23 protein-coding genes are annotated in these 23,400 nt (G+C 43.0%); 12 read left to right on the forward strand and 11 right to left on the reverse strand.

The features are described from left to right. The first annotated feature begins 22 nt into the window (after positions 1-22). From B9A91_RS19330 to B9A91_RS19340, 3 genes are all read left to right on the forward strand, one after another. Positions 23-1,174 carry a tetratricopeptide repeat protein gene (locus tag B9A91_RS19330; protein WP_084240661.1) on the forward strand — a complete coding sequence of 384 codons (1,152 nt, stop codon included), beginning with the start codon at positions 23-25 and terminating at the stop codon, positions 1,172-1,174. A 262-nt stretch (positions 1,175-1,436) separates the two neighbouring features. Beyond that, positions 1,437-3,596, forward strand: a complete 2,160-nt coding sequence (locus B9A91_RS19335; RefSeq protein WP_084240662.1) for an FUSC family protein — start codon at positions 1,437-1,439, stop codon at positions 3,594-3,596. Positions 3,597-3,672: 76 nt separating this feature from the next. Further along, on the forward strand, positions 3,673-4,083 hold the full coding sequence (locus tag B9A91_RS19340) for an organic hydroperoxide resistance protein (RefSeq protein WP_084240663.1): 411 nt from the start codon (positions 3,673-3,675) through the stop codon (positions 4,081-4,083). On the opposite strand, the gene bioB is transcribed toward B9A91_RS19340, so the two are convergent. From bioB to B9A91_RS19360, 4 genes are read right to left on the reverse strand one after another with little or no spacing between them, the layout of a single operon-like run. Continuing rightward, positions 4,080-5,090, reverse strand: a complete 1,011-nt coding sequence (bioB, locus tag B9A91_RS19345; protein ID WP_084240664.1) for a biotin synthase BioB — start codon at positions 5,088-5,090, stop codon at positions 4,080-4,082. The two genes, B9A91_RS19340 and bioB, sit on opposite strands and share 4 nt — an antisense overlap. Before the next feature lie 13 nt (positions 5,091-5,103). After that, a complete protein-coding gene (mgtE, locus tag B9A91_RS19350; RefSeq protein WP_084240665.1) occupies positions 5,104-6,453 on the reverse strand; it encodes a magnesium transporter in 1,350 nt (449 codons plus the stop codon). Between the two features lie 28 nt (positions 6,454-6,481). After that, entirely contained in the window at positions 6,482-7,600 is a 1,119-nt protein-coding gene (gene corA, locus B9A91_RS19355; RefSeq protein ID WP_084240666.1) for a magnesium/cobalt transporter CorA, read from the reverse strand. A gap of 3 nt (positions 7,601-7,603) precedes the next feature. Continuing rightward, the gene (locus B9A91_RS19360) at positions 7,604-8,215 is read right to left on the reverse strand and encodes a WbqC family protein (RefSeq protein WP_084240667.1); all 612 of its coding nucleotides are present in this window, start codon (positions 8,213-8,215) and stop codon (positions 7,604-7,606) included. Between the two features lie 77 nt (positions 8,216-8,292). Between B9A91_RS19360 and B9A91_RS19365 the strand changes: the two genes are divergently transcribed. Next, the gene (locus B9A91_RS19365) at positions 8,293-9,138 is read left to right on the forward strand and encodes a lysophospholipid acyltransferase family protein (RefSeq protein WP_235012607.1); all 846 of its coding nucleotides are present in this window, start codon (positions 8,293-8,295) and stop codon (positions 9,136-9,138) included. Then, positions 9,135-10,154: a glycosyltransferase family 2 protein gene (locus B9A91_RS19370; protein WP_084240669.1), complete on the forward strand. Its 1,020-nt coding sequence runs from the start codon at positions 9,135-9,137 to the stop codon at positions 10,152-10,154. The genes B9A91_RS19365 and B9A91_RS19370 overlap by 4 nt, the downstream gene beginning before the upstream one ends. On the opposite strand, the gene B9A91_RS19375 is transcribed toward B9A91_RS19370, so the two are convergent. Next, on the reverse strand, positions 10,151-11,119 hold the full coding sequence (locus B9A91_RS19375; RefSeq protein ID WP_084240670.1) for a M20/M25/M40 family metallo-hydrolase: 969 nt from the start codon (positions 11,117-11,119) through the stop codon (positions 10,151-10,153). The two genes, B9A91_RS19370 and B9A91_RS19375, sit on opposite strands and share 4 nt — an antisense overlap. 2 nt (positions 11,120-11,121) lie before the next feature. Further along, positions 11,122-11,541, reverse strand: coding sequence for a type II 3-dehydroquinate dehydratase (gene aroQ, locus B9A91_RS19380; protein WP_200815697.1), 420 nt, complete (start codon positions 11,539-11,541; stop codon positions 11,122-11,124). A gap of 46 nt (positions 11,542-11,587) precedes the next feature. Here aroQ and xerD point away from each other — a divergent pair, with 46 nt between their 5' ends. Further along, positions 11,588-12,487, forward strand: coding sequence for a site-specific tyrosine recombinase XerD (gene xerD, locus B9A91_RS19385; protein ID WP_235012608.1), 900 nt, complete (start codon positions 11,588-11,590; stop codon positions 12,485-12,487). A gap of 3 nt (positions 12,488-12,490) precedes the next feature. Here xerD and prmC read toward each other — a convergent pair whose 3' ends face one another. After that, positions 12,491-13,357 (reverse strand): peptide chain release factor N(5)-glutamine methyltransferase, encoded by an 867-nt coding sequence (prmC, locus tag B9A91_RS19390; RefSeq protein WP_084240672.1) that lies wholly within the window; start codon positions 13,355-13,357, stop codon positions 12,491-12,493. Positions 13,358-13,405: 48 nt separating this feature from the next. On the opposite strand from prmC, the gene ribD reads away from it, so the two are divergent. The 5 genes from ribD (at position 13,406) to B9A91_RS19415 (ending at position 17,208) form a co-directional block, all read left to right on the forward strand. Next, positions 13,406-14,458 carry a bifunctional diaminohydroxyphosphoribosylaminopyrimidine deaminase/5-amino-6-(5-phosphoribosylamino)uracil reductase RibD gene (gene ribD / locus B9A91_RS19395; protein ID WP_084240673.1) on the forward strand — a complete coding sequence of 351 codons (1,053 nt, stop codon included), beginning with the start codon at positions 13,406-13,408 and terminating at the stop codon, positions 14,456-14,458. Next, on the forward strand, positions 14,455-15,312 hold the full coding sequence (locus B9A91_RS19400; RefSeq protein ID WP_084240674.1) for an EamA family transporter: 858 nt from the start codon (positions 14,455-14,457) through the stop codon (positions 15,310-15,312). The genes ribD and B9A91_RS19400 overlap by 4 nt, the downstream gene beginning before the upstream one ends. After that, complete coding sequence (locus tag B9A91_RS19405; RefSeq protein ID WP_084240675.1) at positions 15,312-15,926, forward strand: IMPACT family protein; 615 nt, start codon at positions 15,312-15,314, stop codon at positions 15,924-15,926. Before B9A91_RS19400 ends, B9A91_RS19405 begins: the two co-directional genes overlap by 1 nt. 20 nt (positions 15,927-15,946) lie before the next feature. Next, a complete protein-coding gene (locus B9A91_RS19410) occupies positions 15,947-16,813 on the forward strand; it encodes a nucleoside phosphorylase (RefSeq protein ID WP_084240676.1) in 867 nt (288 codons plus the stop codon). 74 nt (positions 16,814-16,887) lie between these two features. Beyond that, positions 16,888-17,208 (forward strand): hypothetical protein, encoded by a 321-nt coding sequence (locus B9A91_RS19415; RefSeq protein WP_084240677.1) that lies wholly within the window; start codon positions 16,888-16,890, stop codon positions 17,206-17,208. 88 nt (positions 17,209-17,296) lie between these two features. Here the strand turns inward: B9A91_RS19415 and B9A91_RS19420 are convergent, their stop codons facing one another. After that, positions 17,297-19,615 carry a GH92 family glycosyl hydrolase gene (locus B9A91_RS19420; RefSeq protein ID WP_084240781.1) on the reverse strand — a complete coding sequence of 773 codons (2,319 nt, stop codon included), beginning with the start codon at positions 19,613-19,615 and terminating at the stop codon, positions 17,297-17,299. 306 nt (positions 19,616-19,921) lie between these two features. Between B9A91_RS19420 and mnmA the strand changes: the two genes are divergently transcribed. Next, positions 19,922-21,013, forward strand: a complete 1,092-nt coding sequence (gene mnmA, locus B9A91_RS19425) for a tRNA 2-thiouridine(34) synthase MnmA (protein WP_084240678.1) — start codon at positions 19,922-19,924, stop codon at positions 21,011-21,013. Between the two features lie 3 nt (positions 21,014-21,016). On the opposite strand, the gene B9A91_RS19430 is transcribed toward mnmA, so the two are convergent. From B9A91_RS19430 to B9A91_RS19440, 3 genes are read right to left on the reverse strand one after another with little or no spacing between them, the layout of a single operon-like run. Beyond that, positions 21,017-21,964, reverse strand: a complete 948-nt coding sequence (locus B9A91_RS19430) for a bifunctional metallophosphatase/5'-nucleotidase (RefSeq protein ID WP_084240782.1) — start codon at positions 21,962-21,964, stop codon at positions 21,017-21,019. Continuing rightward, positions 21,942-22,700: a 5'-nucleotidase C-terminal domain-containing protein gene (locus tag B9A91_RS19435; protein WP_084240679.1), complete on the reverse strand. Its 759-nt coding sequence runs from the start codon at positions 22,698-22,700 to the stop codon at positions 21,942-21,944. Before B9A91_RS19435 ends, B9A91_RS19430 begins: the two co-directional genes overlap by 23 nt. Positions 22,701-22,712: 12 nt before the next feature. Beyond that, a complete protein-coding gene (locus B9A91_RS19440; RefSeq protein ID WP_084240680.1) occupies positions 22,713-23,225 on the reverse strand; it encodes a glutathione peroxidase in 513 nt (170 codons plus the stop codon). Positions 23,226-23,400: the final 175 nt, after the last annotated feature.

The following is a 23,400-nucleotide window of genomic DNA, read 5'->3' on the forward strand; positions in this document are numbered from 1 at the left end:
TTGTACCAAGAACACGTTTTGTATGAGTAAGATATCTTTAGCTGGCAGTATATTCCTGGTTTCATTGAGTTTTAATGTGGCTTTTGCACAAAAAAGCCAACTTCAAATTGCACGTAACAGCGTAGGTAAGCTACAGGTGGCTATAAATGCTAAGCAAGATGCCAAAAAACAACTCAGTGTGCTGGGAGAGGGGGTTAAGGCAGCAGAAGCGGCGCAAAATGACAACAAAACAAAGAAATGGCCGGAAACCTGGGCCATCAAAGCCTATTTGAGTGCTTATATTTCGATTATCGAAACTGATGAAGGGAATGCCGACAGGTATTACAATCTTGCTATTCAGGCATTGGATTCAGCTAAAAGGCTGGACAAATTCCAGGCGAACTATCGTTTAATTGATGCGGCAGCATACAACGTAAACATCAGAAAACAGAAAAAGGGAAATATGGCTTATGCCAAGGGCGATTATGCAGGTGCTTTTGAGTTATTGAAAGAAGTGAGTGATCTTTTACCAAAAGATACGACCATTGCCATCAATGCCGCCTTGTCTGCGCAAAATATCCAATCGTACGATAAGGCATTGTTTTATTTTAAACGCGCTAAGGAGAACGGCATCAAAAATCCTGTTGTGTTCCAGAACATGGCCAGTATCTACAGCTCTAAGTTTGAACATGAACTGGCCATACGTACCCTGGAAGATGGAATCAAAGCAAATCCCTATAATGTATTTTTAACCAACGACTACATCAACCTGTTGCTGGATAACGAAAAATACACAGAAGCCCTGCATGTCATAGAATCAACATTAAAGGTAGAGACGAATAATAAACTGCTGTATTTTCTATACGGTTACCTGCAGCAAAATAAAGCCAACAACAGTACTGCAGAGCTGGCTTACAACCGGGCACTCGGATTGGACGAAAATTATTTTGATGCCTTGTATCAATTGGGATTGGTTTACATCAACTCGGCAAATGAAGCCTTTAAATCAGGAAAACCAGAAGAACGTAACCAGAAATATGTTTCTTACATCAACAGGGCTGAAATTGCTTTATTACAAGCCCACGAGATCAATCAGAACGATAAAGCTACTGTACAGCTGCTGACGGAGATTTACACCCGTAAAAACCGCCTCGATAAAGTTCAGGAACTCAAAGGAAAGCTCGAAGAATTCTAAACAGGCAAATAGCCCGGAATACGGATAATAGGGTTGTATTATCATATATTACTTAACATAATATTAATTATGATTCAAAATGACCGTTATTGAATTGTGCTGGACTATTAGACTTTTTGTGGTTTGCTGGCTATTGTCATACCTGGTTAAATATGACCGGATGAGAATTTTCTCATTAAAATTAAATTAAGATAAAAAATGTTGATATTAATAGCTGAATGGTCAAATAATTGATATGTAATTAACAATCTAAGTTTGCAATATGTTTAATCGTCCTGTCAGAAATATTCATGATTTTTTATTAAGTACTTATTTTGCTGACGGTCTTCGTATTACACTTGGCGTACTTTGCCCATCGCTGGTTTTAGCACAATTTGGCCTGCTACAATACGGAATGACAGTATCACTTGGCGCCCTTTGCGCCAGTGTTGTCGATTCCCCGGGACCAATTGTACACCGCCGGAACGCCATGCTCATTACCACAGGGCTGATTACGGTTACTTTTATTATAGTAGGTTTAACCAATAGTAATATTTATTTCACAGCTGTACTGATTGTCATTTTCAGTTTCATTTTTTCTATGTTTTTCCTGTATGGGAACCGGGCTGCATCCATCGGCACGGCTGTGCTGCTCATTATGGTGCTCAGTATTGATGACCTCAGGCCGTGGCGGGAAGTGCTTTTTTCTTCAGCACTTATTTTCTTTGGAAGCCTATGGTATACAGGTTTAAGTTATTTCTTTTATCGTATACGCCCCTATCGTCTCGTGCAGCAGACTTTAAGTGACTCCATTCATGAAGTCAGTCTTTTTTTAAGGGCAAAAGCCCGGTTTTACCATAAAAATATAGATTACGACGATAATTATGCTGAACTCCTGCAGCTGCAGGTACTGGTACATGAAAAGCAGGACGAAGTGCGTGAAGTCTTGTTCAAAACCCGTGAAATTGTTAGGGAATCTACCCCTGAAGGACGATTTTTACTGCTCGTTTTTGTAGATATGGTAGATCTTTTTGAGCAGGTAATGTCTACTTATTACAACTACAAGCAGCTGCACGAACAGTTTGATGCTTCCGGCATCCTTAAACATTATGAGTCTGTCATTATTAAGATTGCAGATGAACTGGACGATATTGCCTTCGCGCTTAAAACCGGTGCCACCCCTAGCCTGCCCACTTCCTTAATAGAAGATGTGGAGAAACTAAAGAATGAAATCACTGCGCTCGAAACCAATAATACCGATGGAAAATACAATACATTGGGTATCATTGCTTTAAAAAATATAGAGGTCAACATAGAAAACATTCTTTCGCGTGTTAAAACCATCAACAGCTATTTCAATAAAAAAGAAAAAAAGAACCTCAAAACAAGAGATATAGAAATAGACCGTTTTGTGAGCAGACAAAACATTGATGCAAAACTGCTTTACGAGAACATGACCTTCAGTTCTTCAACTTTCAGGCATTCCCTGCGCGTCGCTATTGTAATGCTGATTGGTTTTATTGTGGCCAAAACTTTAAATCTTTCACACAGCTACTGGATATTGCTTACCATCCTGGTAATTTCCAAGCCTGGTTTTAGTTTAACCAAACAACGCAATTACGAAAGGATCATCGGTACGGTTGTCGGTGCTTTCATAGGTATGGGCATTCTGGTGTATGTGCAGGATAAAAATACGTTATTTGTTATCCTTCTTTTTTGTATGATTGGCGCTTACAGTTTTCAGCGTAAAAACTATGTCGTCAGCGTGCTGTTTATGACCCCATATATCCTGGTGTTGTTCGACTTTTTGGGAATGGGTAGTTTATCTATTGCCCGAGAGCGCATTTACGATACCCTGATCGGCTCAGGCATTGCCTTGCTGGCCAGTTATTCTTTGTTTCCTAACTGGGAACACGAGAAACTGAAAGAAGCCATGATAGATACTTTAAAAGCTAATATGAAGTACTTTGAAGAGGTGGTATTGCTGTATGTTGATAAAGTCCATAACCTTACCAATTATAAGGTAGCCCGTAAAGAGGTTTATGTAACTTCAGCCAACCTGGCATCGCTTTTTCAGCGGATGTTTTCTGAGCCTAAAAGCAAACAGATGATGATGACCGAACTGCATCAGTTTACTGCACTTAATCATCTTTTTTCCTCTTATATAGCCACACTTTCACTTTATAAAAAGGAGCACGCCTTTATGGTGGCCAATTTTGATGACCTGAAACCCACCGTTCAAAATACCCTGTACCTGTTAAACCTGTCTGTAGAAAACCTGGAGCACAATAAAGGCCTCAGCAGTAACGTGCCCCTAATCAGGAACAACATTGCTGAATCTATACACGATAAAAATGATGAGATCATTGTAGCAGAGCAAATTGACCTGATCCAGAAGGCTGCTTATGACATATTTAAACTATCAGAAAAAATTAAATTATAGTAGTAAAAGCTAAAAAGCTGAAACTTTGGCGTGTTTTCTGCTGTTATATTAATCAATTAAAAACACAATAATTATCATGGAAAAGTTGTATACAGCCTCGGTTACAGCCAGAGGCGGCCGGAATGGTCATATTAAATCCAGCGATGGGACAATAGAGTTTGATGTAAGAAAGCCAAGGGAAATGGGCGGTCAGGGAGGTGCTACCAATCCTGAGCAATTGTTTGCAGCAGCATGGGGACCTTGTTACTTAGGTGCATTGGCAGCCATAGCTGAACACGATGGGGTCGATACTTCCGAGGCCACAGTTGAAGTACACGTTTCATTTAATCAGGATGGTAATTCATTTTTATTGTCTGCTGATCTGGATGTACATATACCTGGTATTTCACTCGAAGAGGCCCAGCAGCTTGCCGATAAGGCGCATAGGGTATGTCCTTATTCGAAAGCGACCAGGGGCAATATAGAAACAAGGGTAACAGCTATTTAACCAGCTGTTACCTCTTCAGTTTTATTCAGCGTATTTACAGGCCTGCCATTCTTAAAAGCGTCCCGGGTTTTTAATCCCAGCAATTCGAACATGGCCATATCATCTACAAAAGCAGGATTTGGTGTAGTCAGCAGTTTATCCCCGGCAAAAATTGAACTGGCACCGGCCATAAAGCAAAATGCCTGCTCTAGGGTGCTCATTTCATTTCTTCCGGCCGATAAGCGTACCACCGAGTTTGGCATCACAATTCTGGCAGTAGCAATCATTCTCACCATATCCCATATAGGAACGCGTGGCTGATCTTCTAAAGGCGTGCCTTTTACAGGAACCAGAGCGTTTACCGGCACAGATTCAGGATGTGCTTCCATATTAGCCAGCGTTTGCAGCATAGAAACACGGTCTTCCGTAGTTTCTCCCAAGCCAATAATGCCTCCGCTGCAAACGGTTAATTTTGCTTTGCGTACATTTTTAATGGTATTTAAACGGTCATCATAGGTGCGGGTAGAAATGATGCGTTTATAATCGTCTTCGGAAGTATCTATGTTGTGGTTATAGGCGTATAAACCAGCGTCTGCCAGGCGCTGTGCCTGATTCTCGGTAAGCATGCCCAAGGTACAGCACACCTCCATATCCATGGCATTTACGGCTTTAACCATTTCGATAACACGGTCAAAATCGCGGTTGTCACGCACTTCACGCCAGGCAGCGCCCATGCATAAACGTGAGGCCCCTCCCTCCTTCGCCTTTACTGCTGCACTTACCACCTGCCCAAGCTGCATCAGTGGCTGTACTTCCAGGTCGGTATGGTAACGGGCTGCCTGCGGACAATAGGAGCAATCTTCTGCACATCCGCCTGTTTTGATCGAGATCAGTGAGCTTACCTGTACTTCATTGTAATCCTTATTCTCGCGGTGTATGGTTGCAGCTTCATAAACTAAATCCAGAAAGGGCTTATGGTATATAGCCGATATTTCTTCCTTAGTCCAGTTGTGTCTAGTTGGTTGCATATATTGTTTTTAATTAAAGTAAAAGTTTACTTGCCAGTCCCAGCAAGAGCAAAAATCCGAAAACGTCTGTAAATGTTGTAATAATTATTGAAGAAGCAATGGCCGGATCTATGCCAATACGTTTTAAAATAAGTGGAATGCCTGCTCCAGTAATACCGGCAATCAGTAAGTTCCCACTCATGGCCAGAAAAATAACCAATCCTAACAGTGGATTACTGTCAAAAAACAAAGCGAATAAAAATACGATCAAACCCGTGCAGGCTCCATTGATTACCCCTACCGTAAGTTCTTTGAGCACTGTTCTATAAGCCTGATTATCCGTCAAATCATATAGTGAAATCCTTCTTACCGTTACCGCAAGGGCTTGTGTGGCGGCATTTCCACCCATACCGGCAATAATGGTCATGTAGGCAGGCAACACAGCGATCAGTTTAATGGTGGGTTCAAAATGGCGGATTACACCGGAAGCAAGAAAGGCTGTGCCAAGGTTCAGGATTAGCCAGGGAAGACGGGATTTTACCGCTTCTACCCAGTTACCACTCAGTTCCTCGTCTTCTGATACCCCGGATATTTTTAAGATATCTTCCGTATTCTCATCTTCCAGTACATCGATTACGTCGTCAAAAGTTACCCGCCCCAATAGTTTCATGTCTTTGTCCAGTACGGGGATACTGGTAATATTGTATTGAGAGATTAGCCTTGCCACTTCTTCCTGGTCTGTGTCCGGGTATACCCAGGCTACTTCAGATTTTACCAGTTCTGTTATCTTTGCATTTCCCTTGGCTTTAATGATGTCCTTCAAAGAAACAATACCCTGAAAGGTATTGTCGTCATTTATCACAAATATCGTATAGAATTCTTCTATTTCTTCGCTTTGGCGGATGATCTCATCAATTGCGTCCTTCTTGGTCAGGTTCAGGTTAATCCGGATAAACTGTGTGTTCATCAAACCACCAGCGGTTTCTTCGTGGTAGCTTAAGAGGTTCCTGATATTCGACGCATCATCTTCGCTCAGATCGGCCAGGATTTCTTTCTGCTCATGCTCCTCCAGTTGCGAAATGATGTCTGTGGCATCATCATAATCCAGCTCTTCAACGATTTCGGTTCGCTTATCCGGATGTAACTGCAACAGCAATTCTTCAGGATGTGATTCCTCGTGCATTTCAGCAATGACTTCCGAAGCCGTTTCTACATCCAGTAGATTGATGATCCTTTGCTGCTCATCTTTATTCAGGCTCTCGAATAAAATGGCGATCTCAGAGGCATGATATTCCCCAAGAAGAGCTTTGAGCTGTTCATCATCACCGTTTAAGGCTACCTTAATCTTAGAGACATCTGTCCTGTCCAGATCGAAAGATTGCATACGCCGGTAAAGGTAATAATAATCGGTTCTATTTAAACCATCCCTTGCGCCAGAAATATAGGATTTGTAATACCGCAATGGCGGCCATCACAAGCATGGTGTATAAGTAGCCATGTTCCTGGTACAATTCAGGCATATTTTGTGGCAATACTTTGCCGGTAACCGGATCTTCAATGGCAAAGTTCATCCCATAAATACCCGCAATAAAAGTTAAAGGGATGAATATAGATGAAATGATGGTCAAGACCTTCATGATCTCGTTCATCCTGTTGCTGATGATGGAAAGGTACATGTCGATATTACTGGCAGAAATCTCCTTTAAAGACTCTACAATATCAATGATCTGTATGCAATGGTCGTAAGCGTCCCTGATGTACATCTTCGTCTGATCAGGGATCAGCAGGCTGTCGCTTCTTAGTATATCGTTCAGTTTGTCCCGTTCCGGCCATACTACGCGCCTCATATTGATCAGGTTCCGTTTTACAATTTGGGTGTCAAACATCACTGTGCGGTCTGGCTTATCGAACAAACGGTCTTCAATCAGGTCCAACTCATCACCCCAGGCACCCAGGATTTCAAAATAGGTATCAATGATGATGTCCATCAAAGCATACATCAGGTAACTGCTTCCGGCAATCCTGATGTTCCCTTTTCCTACTCTTAAGCGGTTCCTTATGGGCTCCAGACAGTCTTCATAGCCTTCCTGCAAAGTGAATAACGCGTTTTCCATTAAAATAAAGGAAACCTGCTCGTTATCAAGGTTCTTGTGTTCATCAAAATGGAGCATTCTGCTGATGGCGAAATCATATTTACCATACTCCTCCAGCTTCGGGCGCTGATAAGTCCGCGTGATGTCTTCCAAAACCAGCTTGCTGATGCCGAAATCGCTGTTCAGGGTTTCAAACATCGCCACGGAATTGAAACCTTTGATCTCTATCCAGTAATTGAACTCTTTATTCGCCAGTATCCGGGATAAATTTTCAATATTATCCAGTTCTTTAACTGCATAATGATGGTCGTTATAACTGTGAAAAGTAATGACAGGCTTTAAAGAATGCTCATCAATATACACCAAGCCCGGACTGGAGCCGGCTACTGGTAAAGAGTAGTGTTTGCGTTTGCGCTTGTGTTTTGCCGGTTTAGCCATAACTCAAAAATAGTTTTTAGCCTGAGGGCCCTGGTTAAACAACAGATCAATCATACTTAGGTTTGGTTTAAAGCCCTGCCTGTCATCAAAAACCTGGAAATATGGCTTAAAATTAGTAGCTATAGTATTTTTCTTGAAATGTAGTTTTGACCTGAAATCCAGTTCGGGTTCAACCTCTTTAACGTACTCCGTTGTAAAATGAAGATCAGGCTGAACTTTTAACTGTTTAAACAACCACTCCAGCAACTGAAAATTAAAATCAAACAGGTAATCAAATGGCTGCTGGTAAAAACGGATAAATTCGTCTTCGTAATATTCAAAATAGGCTGAATTTCGGTAACAGCTTTCAAAACTCTTCCAATGCAGCCTTTGCCAGTTAAAATCATTACTGATTTTCACATCTTTAACTTTGGTATGTACCTTAGCGCCCTTAAGTACTGGAACAATCAGGTCCAGAACGCCATTTGGCGAATATATCCTTGCCCGGTTCCTATAGGTCTGTTTAGGAAAATGCTCTTCTTTTTCCATTAAAAAATTGTAATTCAATTCTTTTAAACCAGAAAAATAAGCGACTGGCGGAAGATAAAAAAGTGGGAATATAGCTAAACTTTGCATCTGATATTTTATGTTTGCATTCTCAACTCGCCAAATTAATGATAAAAAAAACCTTTTCTTATATAGGAATATTTTTTTTGAACTTTTTATCACTCCTGCCCCTCTCCATCCTCTATATCTTCGCAGATCTGGCTTATTACATCGTGTATTACATTGTCCCTTACCGCAAAAAAGTGGTACGGGAAAACCTTCAGCATTCCTTTCCAGATAAACCATTAAAAGAGATCATACAAATAGAAAAGAAGTTTTTCAGCTATTTCATGGATATGGTTTTTGAAATGCTGAAAATGCATTCTATTTCTGCGACTGAAATCAAAAAAAGGGTCCGGTTTACCAATCTCGACCTTGTAGAAGCCCATTTTAACAAGGACGAGAGTGTTTTGGCCTGCACGGGGCATTACGGCAATTGGGAACTGGGAACGATGGCCCTGGGCCTAAACCTTTCCAAACCCGCGTATGTGATCTATAAAACTTTAAACAACCAGATATTCGACAATTGGTTTTACCAGTTGCGCACTCGCTTCGGAAATAGGTTTATCCCCATGAAACAGACATTGAGGTCTATTGCAGGCACCAGGAATGAGGCCAATATCTATTGCTTTGCGGGCGATCAGACCCCCTTCTGGAACGAAACGAATTACTGGATCAATTTCTTAAACCAGCCGACAGCAGTGCTGCTGGGACTGGAAAAAATAGCGTTGCAGACCAACAGGCCAATATTTTACTTTAAAACAAAGGTAGTCAAAAGAGGATATTATGAGATCGACTGCATTCCCTTATGCCTTAATCCTAAAGAAACAGAAGGGCACCAGATCTCTGATATGCAGTTCGACCTTTTAGAAAAAATCATTAAAGAAGAACCCGCTTACTGGCTTTGGAGCCACAGGCGATGGAAACATAAACCCCAAAGCGCAGGACAATGACAGTACCCAGTGTAGCAGTAGTAATTTTAAATTGGAACGGAAAGGCCCTGCTTGAGCAGTTTTTACCCAGCGTAGTACAATCGCAATATCCTAATCTACAAATTATAGTTGGCGATAATGCTTCAACAGACGATTCTGTCATTTTTACAAAAGTGAATTATCCGGAGGTAAAAGTGATGGTGAACGATCACAATTATGGTTTTGCCGAAGGTTATGGTAAATTGCTGGAGCAGATTGAGGTCGATTATTATGTGCTGCTCAATTCTGATGTTGAAGTGCCGCAAAACTGGATACAGCCCGTAATTGATGTAATGGAGGCAGATGCGCAGATTGCAGTTGCCCAGCCAAAGATCAAATGGCAGAAACATAAGGAGCAGTTTGAATATGCAGGTGCTGCCGGAGGCTATCTGGATTTGCATGCCTTTCCTTTTTGCCGGGGCCGCCTGTTCGATACTGTAGAAAAAGACAACAACCAGTATAACGATCAGAAAGAAATTTTCTGGGCCAGTGGTGCGGCATTATTCATCAAAAGCAAGTGCTGGAAAGAAGCCGGAGGACTGGATCCTGATTTTTTTGCCCATATGGAAGAGATAGACCTCTGCTGGCGGTTGAAAAACCTGGGCTATAAGATCATTTACTGCCCACAGGCTGAAGTTTACCATGTAGGGGGCGGTACCCTGAATTCAAATAACCCTTACAAAACCTATCTGAATTTTAAAAATAACCTGGTCATCATGCAAAAGAACCTTCCCTTAGCCGATGCCTACCCGAGGATTTTTATCCGCATGTCTATCGATTTCATCGCCTGGATCCATTTTCTAATGCAGGGCAAGGCACAGTTTGCCTGGGCCATAAACAGGGCGCATTACGATTTCCTTTGCAGCCTGTCAAAAAACGGGGCAAAAAGAACTGCAATACAAATCCCTTTCCTGAAACACACAGGCCAGTACCGTTCCAGTATTGTATGGGCTTATTTTATTAAAAAGATCAGGTTCTTTAGCCAGCTTGGAATTTAGTTTTTCTTTTCGGGGACAAAGACAATGGCTTCTTTACGGTTGGCAACGCTTAAGATGGCCTTGTAAACGTAATCGCATACCAGTTTTTCTCCTGCCACATTGATCAGCGACGCCTGATCTTCAGGTGTATGGTATTGTGGATGCCCCCCGGTATGGAAACCCAGAACTGAGATGTCTTTTTTGTAAAATGAAACATGATCTGATCCACCCACATCGTAGGCAATCACGATAGGGTTAATGCCTGCTTCCGGTCCGAGTTGTTTCATCAGTTCCACGCCTCCGTTGAAAGAGGCCGCGCCACCCATGTACAGTTGTTTTTCAGCATTCATACGGCCTACCATATCCATATTCAGCATGAGTTTTATAGATTGCAGCGGGATGACAGGATGCTCAACAAAGTACTTCGATCCCAGCAGGCCCTGTTCTTCCGCGCCAAAAGCAATCAGCAGTACACTGCGTTTCAATTGTTTCCGGTTTGTGGCCAGTTTTTCCCCGATTTCCAGTAAAGCCGCAGTACCGCTGGCATTATCATCGGCCCCAAGATGTACGCCTGTGGTATCCGGCTTTTTAGAAGAAGGCCCTCCCATGCCCAGGTGGTCATAATGTGCACCCAGTACAATAAACTCCTGTTTCAGCAGGGGGTCTGATCCTTCAATAAAACCGATCACATTCTGCGTAAGCACCCTTGGGGTATCGGTAGTCCCTTTTTTTACCCTTATTTTAGCGGTAAAATCCTGTGTATAGGATTTTCCATAGGGCCTAATACCCGATTTTTTGAATTCCTTAATCAGGTAGGCCACCACTTTTTTATTTTCCGCGGTACCAGGAAAACGTCCGGCCATCTCAGGCGAAGCCAGAAATGAAATATGCGCTTTGATCTCTTTTTCAGTAACTTCTGATTGTGAAAATGCAGTAATACTTAAACTGGTGTATATGGCCACCAGCAAATATTTTTTAGTGTTCATCGTTATCCTTTCAGTAAACTCTCTATCGCCAGACGGTAGCCGTCCATGCCAAAACCTGTTAAAACGCCTTTGCAGTTCTTTCCGGTGAGCGAAACATGCCTGTATTCTTCCCTTGCATAGATGTTAGAGATGTGTACCTCAACTACAGGGGTTTTTATGGCTGCAATGGCATCAGCAATCGCTACAGAAGTATGGGTATAACCACCGGCATTGATCACAATACCGTCATAGCTAAAACCAACTTCGTGTAATTTATTGATCAGTTCACCCTCTACATTACTTTGAAAATAATCTATTTCGAGGATACTGTATAGGTCCCTGAGTGATTTGAGGTATTCATCAAAGCCCTGGTTTCCGTATATGCCAGGTTCACGAAGCCCTAAAAGGTTTAAGTTTGGGCCATTAATAATTTGTATCTTCATCAGCTCAAACTTAGCCAAAAAAAACGTACCGTATAAAATTTATTTTGTGATCCATAACCCCTATCTGCAGTCGTACAGAAATTACCTCAAACTGGAACGTTCCCTCTCTGTAAATTCCATTGAGGCCTATCTTAATGATTTAAATAAACTGTCTCAGTATTTTGAATCATTGGAACAACATCCTCATATAAAGGATATTAATGCTGAAGACCTGAAGCTATTTATTTCATGGATCAACGAATTGGGTATGTTGCCCAGTACACAGGCCAGGGTGCTTTCCGGCCTAAAATCTTTCTTTGGTTTTTTAATGCTCGAAGAGGTCATTACCACCGACCCTTCTGCCCTACTGGAAACGCCAAGGCTCGGCAGGCACCTGCCCGATACATTGGATATTCACGAAATCAATGGAATGATAGCAGCTATCGATGCATCCAAACCCGATGGTATGCGCAATAAGGCCATTTTAGAAACCCTTTATGGCTGTGGTTTAAGGGTATCTGAGCTCATCAATCTTAAAATATCAGATGTTTTTGAAGAGAACGAGTTCATCCGGGTAATTGGTAAAGGGAATAAAGAACGCTTGATACCTATTGGGGTTACAGCCTTAAAATACATCAATATTTACCTGCAGGAAACCAGGGTGCATATCCATATCAAGAAGGGATTCGAAGACTATATCTTTCTCAACCGGGGCGGAAGCCGGCTTTCCAGGGTCTCGGTGTTTAGTATCATTAAAACCCTGGCGATAAAATCGGGTATAAAAAAGAGCATCAGTCCGCATACCTTCCGCCACTCTTTTGCAACACATTTAATTGAAGGTGGTGCCGATCTGCGTGCGGTACAGGAAATGCTTGGGCATTCCAGCATCACTACTACGGAGATCTATACCCATCTGGACCGCGATTATTTGAGGGGTATCATAAACGGGTTTCACTCCCGCAGCTAGGCTTTATACCGGCTGTCCTCTCCTGCACCTTATCATTCTGTCCTTGCCTTGCATATCTTTTTTTAATTCTATGTTTATAAATGATTTAGTAGTCAGCATTTCAACAGTTTCCTGACCTAAATTTGCATTGATCTCAAAAAAAAGCAGGCCCATATCGCTTAAATGCACCTGCGCAAAATCGGCAATGGCCTCATAAAACTCCAAAGGCTTTTCATCAGCAACAAACAAGGCCAGGTGTGGTTCATGTGCAAGCACATTTTCATGCATTTCAGCTTGTTCCTTTAGGGTGACGTAAGGCGGATTGCTCACCATCAGGTCAAACTTTTGCTTTGTACTATACCTACGGATGTCAGCTTCAATAAACAGGATATCTAACTCATTTAAAGAAGCATTAGCGGTTGCTGTTTCAATTGCAGCTTTAGATACATCCAAGGCAAAAACTTCAAAGCCAGGCAGGTTTTTTTTCAGGCTTACAGCAATACAACCACTTCCGGTGCCAATGTCCAGGATGCGCATTTTTCCGCCTGTGGCTACGGTAAGTGCACAGCTTTCCAGTACCCATTCTACCAGCTCCTCGGTCTCGGGTCTGGGTATCAGCACCGCCGGGTTTACTTTAAACGGTAGTCCATAAAACTCAGTTTCGCCCAATATGTACTGGATGGGCCGGCCGCTTTCCAGCGCTTTTAATATAGCTGCATAACGATGCGTTTCTGCCATTGTCAGTTTCCTGTCTTTTGCTAAACTGAGCTCGGCCCTGTTTAATCCGGAAACATGTCCGGTTGCAAGGTTAAAGATAGACGCAACTTCCTCAGCGTCATAAATGTCGCGTAATTGTAGTGTAAAATGTTGCAACAGCTGCCTTAAATTCATACCCTGCAAAAGTAAGTAAATCGAACAATATACCTTACTTTTGCTGTAATGACCGATAATTTATACATGCAAAGGTGCATCGAGCTCGCCGCTATGGGAATGGGAAGTGTGAGCCCGAATCCTATGGTAGGTTGTGTTATCGTAAACAATGGAAAAATCATAGGCGAAGGCTATCATGTTAAGTTTGGTGAAGCGCATGCCGAGGTAAATGCTATAAATTCGGTATGGAATGCCTATGGAGACCAGGCCCCGGAATTACTGGCCAAAGCTACGGTATATGTAAGTCTTGAACCCTGTGCCCATTTTGGCAAAACCCCACCTTGCGCCGATCTGCTCATCAGGCACAAGGTCAGGAAAGTGGTGATTGGAAACCGCGACCCTTTTGATGGGGTAAACGGCAAAGGCATAGGAAAACTAGAAAATGCGGGTATTGAGGTAGTATCCGGTATACTCGAACAGCAATGCTATCAGCTCAACCGGAGGTTCTTTACACGGATCACCCGACAGCGGCCCTACATCATTTTAAAGTGGGCAGAAACGGCTGATGGTTATTTTGCACCCAAAGATAAGCTGCAGCAATGGATCAGCGGACCTCTCGCTAAAAAACTGGTGCATAAATGGCGTACAGAAGAGGATGCGGTTCTGGTGGGCAAACAAACGGCCCTTGCGGATAACCCAAAGCTCAATGCGCGGGAATGGAAAGGTAAAAATCCCATCCGGCTGCTCACTGACAGAAAACTGGAGGTTTCAACAGGCAGCAACCTTTATAATAATCAGGTCAAAACAGTGATATTTAATGAAATCAAGACTGCTGTGGAAGGAAATATCCATTTTATACAAATGGAAGACATGCAGTATTACCTGCCCCAGAAAATAGCTTTTCAGCTTTATCTGATGGATATCGCTTCTGTGATTATTGAGGGCGGGGCAAATATACTCAACCAGTTCATTTCTGCTGGCCTTTGGGACGAGGCAAGGGTATTTACTGCTGCCCATACCTGGAACGATGGCCTTGCCGCACCAAAAATACAGGGACATAGGATCGAAGACCTGGACCTTGGTAACGATAAATTAACGGTCTATCAAAATAACCATTCATGATCTATTTACTCATTAGTATTTGCTGTAGCGTTACAGTCGCTGTCCTCCTCAAACTCGCCCGAAGGTATAAGATCAATATTGTACAGGCCGTAACATGGAACTACTTGTTTGCCATTGTACTTAGTTTATTCTTTTTTAAGCCTTCCTTTAGTGATCTGACCAGTGCCCCGGTCAATTCAGTTTACATTGCTTTGGGTATTTTGTTACCGGTTGTTTTCTGGTTTCTTGCTGGTTCGGTAAGAAATATAGGCATTGTAAAAACCGATATTGCGCAACGTCTGTCGCTGTTCCTGCCTATAATGGCTGCTTATTTTATCTTTAAGGAGCAGTTCAGTCTCCCTAAAATAGCCGGATTGTCAATAGGTTTTATTGCTATATTTTTTACGCTCTATAAAAAAACTGCCCAAAAGAATGAAGGCTTAAACTGGCTGTACCCAATTTTTGTGTTCATTGGTTTCGGAATTATCGATATTCTTTTTAAAAAGATTGCCCAGATCAAGGCCATTCCCTATACCAGCTCACTGATTGTGATTTTCATCCTGGCTTTTGTCATCTCACTGGCCGCCGTTTTCTACCTCTCGGCCTTTAAAAAACAAAAAATGGAGTTTGTTAATTTCATTTGCGGATGTATCCTTGGCTTCTTTAATTTTTTCAATATCCTTTTCTACCTTAAGGCACATCGCATAATGGCCGATAACCCTTCGGTGGTATTTGCTGCCATGAATATGGGGGTTATCATTGCCGGTAGTCTGGTAGGTATACTTATTTTTAAAGAAAAGCTAAACAAGTTGAACTACTGGGGACTTGCCCTTGCCCTGCTGGCCATTTTGCTGATTACAAATCCGTTTAGTTAATGTTATTCGACGATACTTATAAAACCATAGCAGCGGCAGCTGAAGGGGTATTCCGCGACAGGGGAAGTAAATTTATCGGCTATGCGTATCCGGTGTTTTCTGAAGATGAAGTTAAAGATATACTTTCTAAGCTTAGGGCCGAACATGCCAAAGCCAGGCATTTCTGCTGGGCCCTGCGCTTAAGCCCCGACAGAAGCATCTTCCGCATTCAGGATGATGGAGAGCCTTCGGGCACCGCAGGGAGACCTATCCTCAATACCCTGCTCTCGGCCGATATTACCAATGTGCTGGTAGTGGTAGTGCGCTATTTTGGTGGTACCTTGCTTGGTGTGCCAGGTCTTATCAATGCCTATAAAACTGCCGCTGCAGAAGCCATTCAGGCGGCAGCAATTGTAGAAAAGACAGTCAACGACATTTATGAGGTTCAGTTCGATTATCTGCTCATGAACGATGTGATGAAACTGATCAAAGAGGAAAAATTAAATGTTTTGTCCCAAAGCTTTGACAACTCCTGCAGCATGAGGCTGGAAATCAGAAAATCGGTTCTGAACAGTATTCTCCATAAAATTGAAAAAATTGAAGGTCTCCGGGCAAAATACCTATTTACTGCCTGAAATTTGATAACTTTAAGCTTATGGGCCAAGAATTGTCGGCTGCCGATCTGATCATTAATCCTGATGGCAGTATATACCACCTTAACCTTTTACCTGAAGATGTTGCCGATACTGTAATTACAGTTGGCGATCCGGACAGGGTACCAGAGGTTTCCAAACATTTTGACACGATCGAGCTGCGTAAGGGCGGACGGGAATTCATCACCCATACCGGCCATCTCGGTAAAAAACGACTCACAGTGGTCTCTACAGGTATAGGGACAGACAACATTGACATCGTGCTCAATGAACTTGATGCATTGGTAAATGTCAATTTCAAAACCCGACAAGTTAAAAAGGACCTCCGCTCGTTAAACATCATCCGGATCGGTACTTCCGGTGCGATACAGGACGATGTGCCTATGGGTACCATCCTGGCTTCCTCCTTTGGTCTGGGAATGGACGCGCTGATGAATTATTATATGCACGAACTATCCGGTGACGAACACAGCCTGCTAGATGGCATAAAAACGCATTTTTCCCACTTCAAAGGCATCAGTCCTTACATTACTGCAGCCGATAACGGACTGCTGAACACTATTGGAATCGAAATGGAAAAAGGGATCACAGTAACCGCTCCGGGCTTTTATGCACCTCAGGGCCGACAAGTAAGGGCAAAAAATGCGATCCAGAACCTCATTCCTCTGCTGAGTTCCTTTCGCCATTCCGGTTACAGGATTACCAACCTGGAAATGGAAACAGCTGGAATTTATGCCCTGGCAAAAGTTCTGGGTCATAAAGCCTTATCTGTAAATGCCATACTGGCCAGCAGGGTAAACCATCAGTTCAGTAACGAACCAGCAAAGGTGATTAACAAAGCCATAAATATGGTGCTGGAGAAGTTATAGGGCATTTTTGATTGCCGGCTGACAAACAAAAAGAAGCTTTTAAGCGTTAATTGAGTAGTTATTAATAGAAAATTATGTTTAAAAAAATAAAAGACGAGTTCACTACTTCATTAGTTAGCTCCTTACTTACAAAATACGAAGCCGAAGAACTGGATGCGGGGAAAAGACTGATTTCCGTCGTTGCAGGTGTTTACATGTTGCAAAAAGGGATTAGAAAAATCCGAAAACATCATATTGTAGCAGTCGAAGAAATTGTATTGGGTAGCATACTGCTTTACAGCGCCGCTTCAGGGCTCCACAAAAAGATCATTAAACAGCCGGTCCAGCCGTCGGATATCAGAAAAAACCAGATACAAGGCAACGATCCACGTTCAGATGTTCCTGCCTTCGTCTAACGAAAAAGTGAACAACTGACAAAAGACGGGGCCGAACCCCCTCTCCTTCTTCGCTTTCCATAAAATTTGGTGTCTTTAAGAAGAAAGATTACCTGATTTTATCTGTCATCACAAATCTTAAAACCCCGCCATCAATAATATCGGCATGCCTGATGGTATGCCCTTTAAGCAGCCTCCCATTCAAAAGCACTTTAGCTACATAAATGTGCTTATCACTTTGGTTAACTGCCTCGATGGTCAACTTCTTCCCGTTCTCTAAATTCAGCACGGCAGTGTTCACAGCGGGGCTTCCCAATGCATATTCATCAGAACCTGGCGAAACCGGATAAAAGCCTAATGATGAAAACATATACCAGGCGCTCATCTGCCCGCAATCGTCATTTCCACCCAATCCGTCCGGCGTAGGCTTATACTGCATTTTCAAGATCATCCTTACCCTTTCCTGCGTTTTCCAGGGTTGCCCTACCCAGTTGTACAGGTAGGCTACATGATGCGCCGGTTCATTGCCATGCACATAACCTCCAATAATGCCCTCCCGTGTAATGTCCTCCGTTTCAGCAAAAAACTCATCGGGCAGGTGCATGGTAAAGAGCGAGTCCAGGCGGGCGGCCACTCTTTTTGCACCACCCATCACCTCAATCATTGCCTTAGGGTCATGCGGTACAAAGAAGCTATAGTTCCAGGTATTGCCCTCAATAAAACCCTGATCGTGCGTGCTCAGCGCATCAAAATCCTTTTTAAAAGAACCATCAGCCAGCCTTGGGCGCATAAAACCTATACGGGCATCAAACACATTCCTCCAGTTTGCTGCCCTTTTTATGAAAGTCGAATAAACATCTTCCCTGCCTAGTTTTTTAGCCATCTGGGCAATACACCAATCGTCGTAAGCATATTCCAAAGTATTGGAAACCGAAGTCCGGTTATTTTCTGCAGGGATATAGCCTTTGTCAATATAATCCCCGATCCCTTCATAGCTGCGACGGTTTGCGGTGGTAACACACGCCTCCAGTGCTCTGGCGGCGTTACCATTATAAACGCCTTTAACCACTGCGTCAGCAATAACAGACACGCTATGGTAGCCGCTCATGCACCAGTTGTCGTTGGCGTAGTGCGACCATATCGGCAACATTTTTAAAGTGCTCTGGTCGTAATGGGCCAGCATAGATTTCACTATGTCGTTGTTGCGCGATGGCTGCATAATGTTTAGAAAAGGATGCAGCGCCCTATAGGTATCCCATAAGGAGAAAGTAGTGTAATTTGTAAAACCATTGGCTTTATGTACATTCTGATCCAGTCCTTTGTACTCAGTATTTACATCGGTGTAATTGGTAGGGTTAATAAAAGCATGGTACATCGCTGTATAAAAATTAATCTTATCGTCCTCACTGGCGTCAATAACAATTTTATTCAGCTCTGTATTCCATTTTGCCTGTGCCTTAGCTTTTATCCTGTCAAAATCCCAGCCTGGTGCTTCACTGCGCATATTTTCCAATGCGTTTTCCTGGCTTACTGGCGAGAGTGCAAATTTAATCACAACCTGTTCCTCATCAGTAGTAGTAAAATCAAAGTACATCCTGATGCGTTTTCCAGCGATGTCAGGGAAATTTCTGGTTTGGTCAAATTTTCTCCAAAAGCCTTTGTACACCTGTGTTTTATCAAAATTCTTTTGACCGTACCCCTTAAACGGTTTTGAGAACGACATGGCAAAATACACTGTCCGGGTTCGTGCCCAGCCATTGGTTTGCCTGTAGCCCGTTACCAGTGTATCGTTTACAACCCTTACAAAGGTCCATACATTTTTGTCTTCATAATTGTAAATGCCCGACATCAGGTCCAGCACCACATGCGAGTCTTCCGATTTCGGAAAGGTATAACGATGCAGTCCCACACGCTCAGTGGCGGTCAGTTCTGCCATGATCTGGTGATCATCCAGCTTTACACGATAGTAACCTGCTTCAATATGTTCATTGGCATGAGAAAATCCTGAACGGAAGCCACTGCCGGGGTTATCTGCTGTGCCGGGATTTAACTTAAGCCTGCCTTGTGTGGGCATCACTAAAAAATCACCCAGATCTGAATGTCCGGTGCCGCTAAAATGGGTATGGCTAAATCCCACTATTGTTTTATCCTCATATTTATAGCCGGCACAATATTTATAAACATCCCCATTGTACTTTCCATTCATTTCATAAGAAAGGGTATCTGTATCCGGACTTAGCTGTACCGCTCCAAAAGGTACTGTAGCCCCAGGATAGGTATGTCCCATTTTCTGTGTTCCAATAATGGGTTTTACGTATTTTACCAGGGCCTGTTGCGCATAGGTCCGCTTTGGAAGCAATGCCAGCAAAAACAGAACTGAAAACAAAAATAAACTGCGTAACCTACGCAAAAACAAAATACCAGCCATAATTACCATAAAAAATAAAAGCCCTAATCTATAAAAAATCTTCATTGTTTCCGCACACAGTAAAAATAGTTCGTAATTATTCTTCTATCCTCATCAACTCATCTTTGCCCCGCTCACTCCCCAAAATTTGGTGTCTTTAAGAGCACATAGGAAAATTTTGCCTTTTTCAGGCAAAGGTTTCCCGTCCGAAGAAAGATCACCAACTTTTAATTTTACAAGCCCATTAAACTTTTCCGCTTTAAATCCCGTACTTTTGTGCCTTAATTTTATTTACCGGGCTTTGAACCCGGTCTATTTTAAAATACAATGAGCAAAAGAGGTAGAATATTGGTCGCCATGAGTGGCGGTGTCGACAGTTCCGTAGCCGCAGTGATGCTGCACGAACAAGGTTACGAAGTAATTGGTTTAACCATGAAAACCTGGGATTACGCGACCTCAGGAAGCAACAGCAAGGAAACCGGCTGCTGCAGTCTCGACAGCATCAACGATGCCCGTACCCTTGCTGTAAACTACGGCTTTCCCCATTACATACTGGATATCCGCAATGAGTTCGGCGATTTTGTGATCGACAACTTTGTTGATGAATACCTTGCAGGACGTACCCCTAACCCCTGCGTACTGTGCAATACGCATATCAAATGGGAAGCCCTGTTAAAACGCGCCAATAAACTCGACTGCGAATTTATTGCAACCGGTCATTATGCCAATATCCGTTTGCAGGATAATGGCCGTTATGTCATTTCTAAAGGGAAAGACGAAAACAAAGACCAGTCGTACGTACTCTGGGGCGTTTCTCAGGAAAACCTTTCCCGTACCCAATTCCCTTTAGGCTCATTTGCCAAATCGGAGATCAGGCAGATGGCACTGGATATGGGGCAGGAAGAACTGGCAAAAAAAAGCGAAAGCTACGAGATCTGTTTCGTGCCTGATAACGACTACCGTTCATTTTTAAAACATAAAGTAGAGGGCCTGGAAGAGCGGGTTGCCGGTGGCAACTTCGTGAATAGCCAGGGTATGGTGATCGGCCAGCACAAAGGTTACCCTTTTTATACGATTGGTCAGCGTAAAGGCCTTGGTGTTGCTTTTGGAGAACCGATGTTCGTTACCCAGATCCTTCCGGAAAGCAATACTGTGGTATTGGGCAGGGCCGATGAACTGGAGCGTAAAGAAGCCATGGTCAGGAACCTTAACCTGGTTAAATACGAGCATATCAACGAGCCGCTGGATAATGTGGTTACTAAAATCCGTTATAAAGACGCAGGGATGCTAAGTACCATTGTACAGGAAAAAGACAAAATGCGCGTGGTGTTTGATCACAATGTTTCAGCCATTGCACCCGGACAATCAGCTGTATTTTATGAAGGAAATGATTTGCTGGGTGGCGGCTTCCTTTGCTAAGCCTTAGCTTTCCAGTGCATTGGAAATCAGGTAGGGCGATGCGGTTTTGACCCGCTTGCCTTTATACCTTTCAAAGTAATAATCGATGCGGCCTAAATTGATGCCCGCAAAACCTACCTGGTTAATGCTGGTGATGCCCCCATCCAGGTTCTGTACATCTTCGGGCTGATCCATAAAGGTATGTGTATGCCCCCCGATAATCAGATCTATATTCCTGGTGTTCTTTGCCAGTACCTGGTCAGATACCTTGTCTGAATTGTATTTATAGCCCAGGTGCGACAGGCAGATGACCAGGTCGCATTTTAGTGCATTTTTAAGCAGATCGGCCATTTCGCTGGCTTTTTTTACCGGATCTATATAGATGGTATCACCATAGTTTTTATCCTCTACCAGGCCTTTTAATTGTATACCAATGCCAAATACCCCTATTTTAAGCCCCCCTTTTTTAAATACCTTATAAGGCTGTGTAGATTTGTTCAGTAAGGTATTTGAAAAATCATAATTGCTGCAGATGATCGGGAAATTTGCATGTGGCAGTTGTTTGTGGAAGCCTTCCAGTCCGTTGTCAAAGTCATGGTTGCCCATGGTGGCCGCATCGTAGCCCATGGCGGTCATCAGTTTGATCTCCAGTTCGCCACCAAACCTGTTAAAATAGGGTGTGCCTTGAAAAATATCGCCGGCATCCAGCAACAGTACATTTTTTTCGGCTGCCCTGATCCGGTTGATCAAAGCGGCACGTCTGGCCGTACCTCCCAGCCCCTGGTTTCTTGACCCATCCATGGGGAAAGGTTCAATACGGCTGTGCACATCATTGGTATGCAATATAGTCAGCTTTACCAGGTCGCCCGCTGCAAAAGCACTAACTGCATCCAGGTTTAGCGCCAGAGCGGCAGCGGCTACCCCGCCAGTCCTGATGAAATTCCTGCGGTTAATCTTTAGTAATTCTTCCATCCAGTTTAGCATTAATGGTTTTACCTGCGGCTTCGGTCTCTTTTACAAAGCCAATCAGTGCGTCCCTTACTTTCAATCCCAATACCTTCTTTTCCAGCGGATTTTTGAAGCCCAGGGCATTGTCGCCCCCACTGGCGATATAATCTGAAGTTAGCACCCGGTAGGTTTTTTTGGCGTCAAAGGGTTTTCCATTGATCATCACCTCTTCCGGCTTTTTATTTTTGATCTTCATCCTCAAGCCAGAAACCGGCTGTCCGCTTGTAGCTGCAATAAAATTGATCAGGCTTTGGGTATCGGCCCCGCTTAAGGTAAAGGCAACCAGCTCATTTTCAAACGGCATCAGCTCAAATATATTCGACAGCGTTACATTCCCTTTGGGCAAGGCTACCCTGATACCGCCCTTGGTAGAGGGCATGGCAAAATCTATTGTAGCATCGTATTTCCGGGCCTGTTGTAAGGTGGCATCCGCAAAAAAATTGCCAAGCAGGCTTTCCGGTATGGTATCCACTTTGGGCATCTGTAGCTCAGAATGACCAATAACCTGGTTCATTTCTGCATCCAATTGCGTCTTATAGGGCAGATAAGCTTTAATAACCGCACTGTCTGGTGAAACACTGTTGTTGATGGCATATTCTGCCCGGTTGGCCTTAACCAGCTGGTAGTGCTGACTACAGGAAACAAAACTTAATGCAATTGCTGAAGCAATAAAAATCCGCAGGTGCCTCATTTGATCCATGCCTGATCGCTATTACAGGTTTTTGGTAATGGCTTCGTCCAGCGGTTTCACTTTAGAGCGGAAACGGTGCACGAGCTGTCCTTTCTCATTGATCAGAAATTTTTCAAAGTTCCAATTGATATCGCCCGTAAAATCCGGGTTTTCAGCTGTGGTAAGGTACTTGAATAAGGGGTTGATGTCCTCTCCTTTTACACTGCTCTTCTGGGCCAGTAAAAAAGTAACATTAAACTTTCCGGTACAAAATTCTTTGATCTCACTGTTGGTGGCCAGCTCCTGTCCGCCAAAATTTCCTGCAGGGAAACCGATCAGCACCAGCTTGCTGCCGTATTGTTTGTGTAGTTTTTCAAGATCTTCATATTGCGGTGTATAGCCACATTTTGATGCCGTATTTACAATAAGGATTTTCTTTCCTTTAAATTTGGAGAGTTTAACTTCTTTACCATCAATGGTTTTGAAAGAAAAATCGTAAACGCTTTTTGCTGGCGGTGTAAAAAACAGGCTCAGCAGAATTAATAATGTATTCATAAGTTATGTATTTTTATTGGATGGTCTAAATTAGCTATTATTAGGTTAGGAAATTATAATTATTCGGTAAAATCTGGCTGAGGGAACTGGTATGTCTATTTGACTACATTCGGGATGCGTTTTAGGTTGGTTAAGCCTTGGTTAGGCCTTGAATAAGTGTTAGGTAGGGGTTGAT

The organism is Pedobacter africanus (assembly GCF_900176535.1).
GTDB lineage: Bacteria > Bacteroidota > Bacteroidia > Sphingobacteriales > Sphingobacteriaceae > Pedobacter > Pedobacter africanus.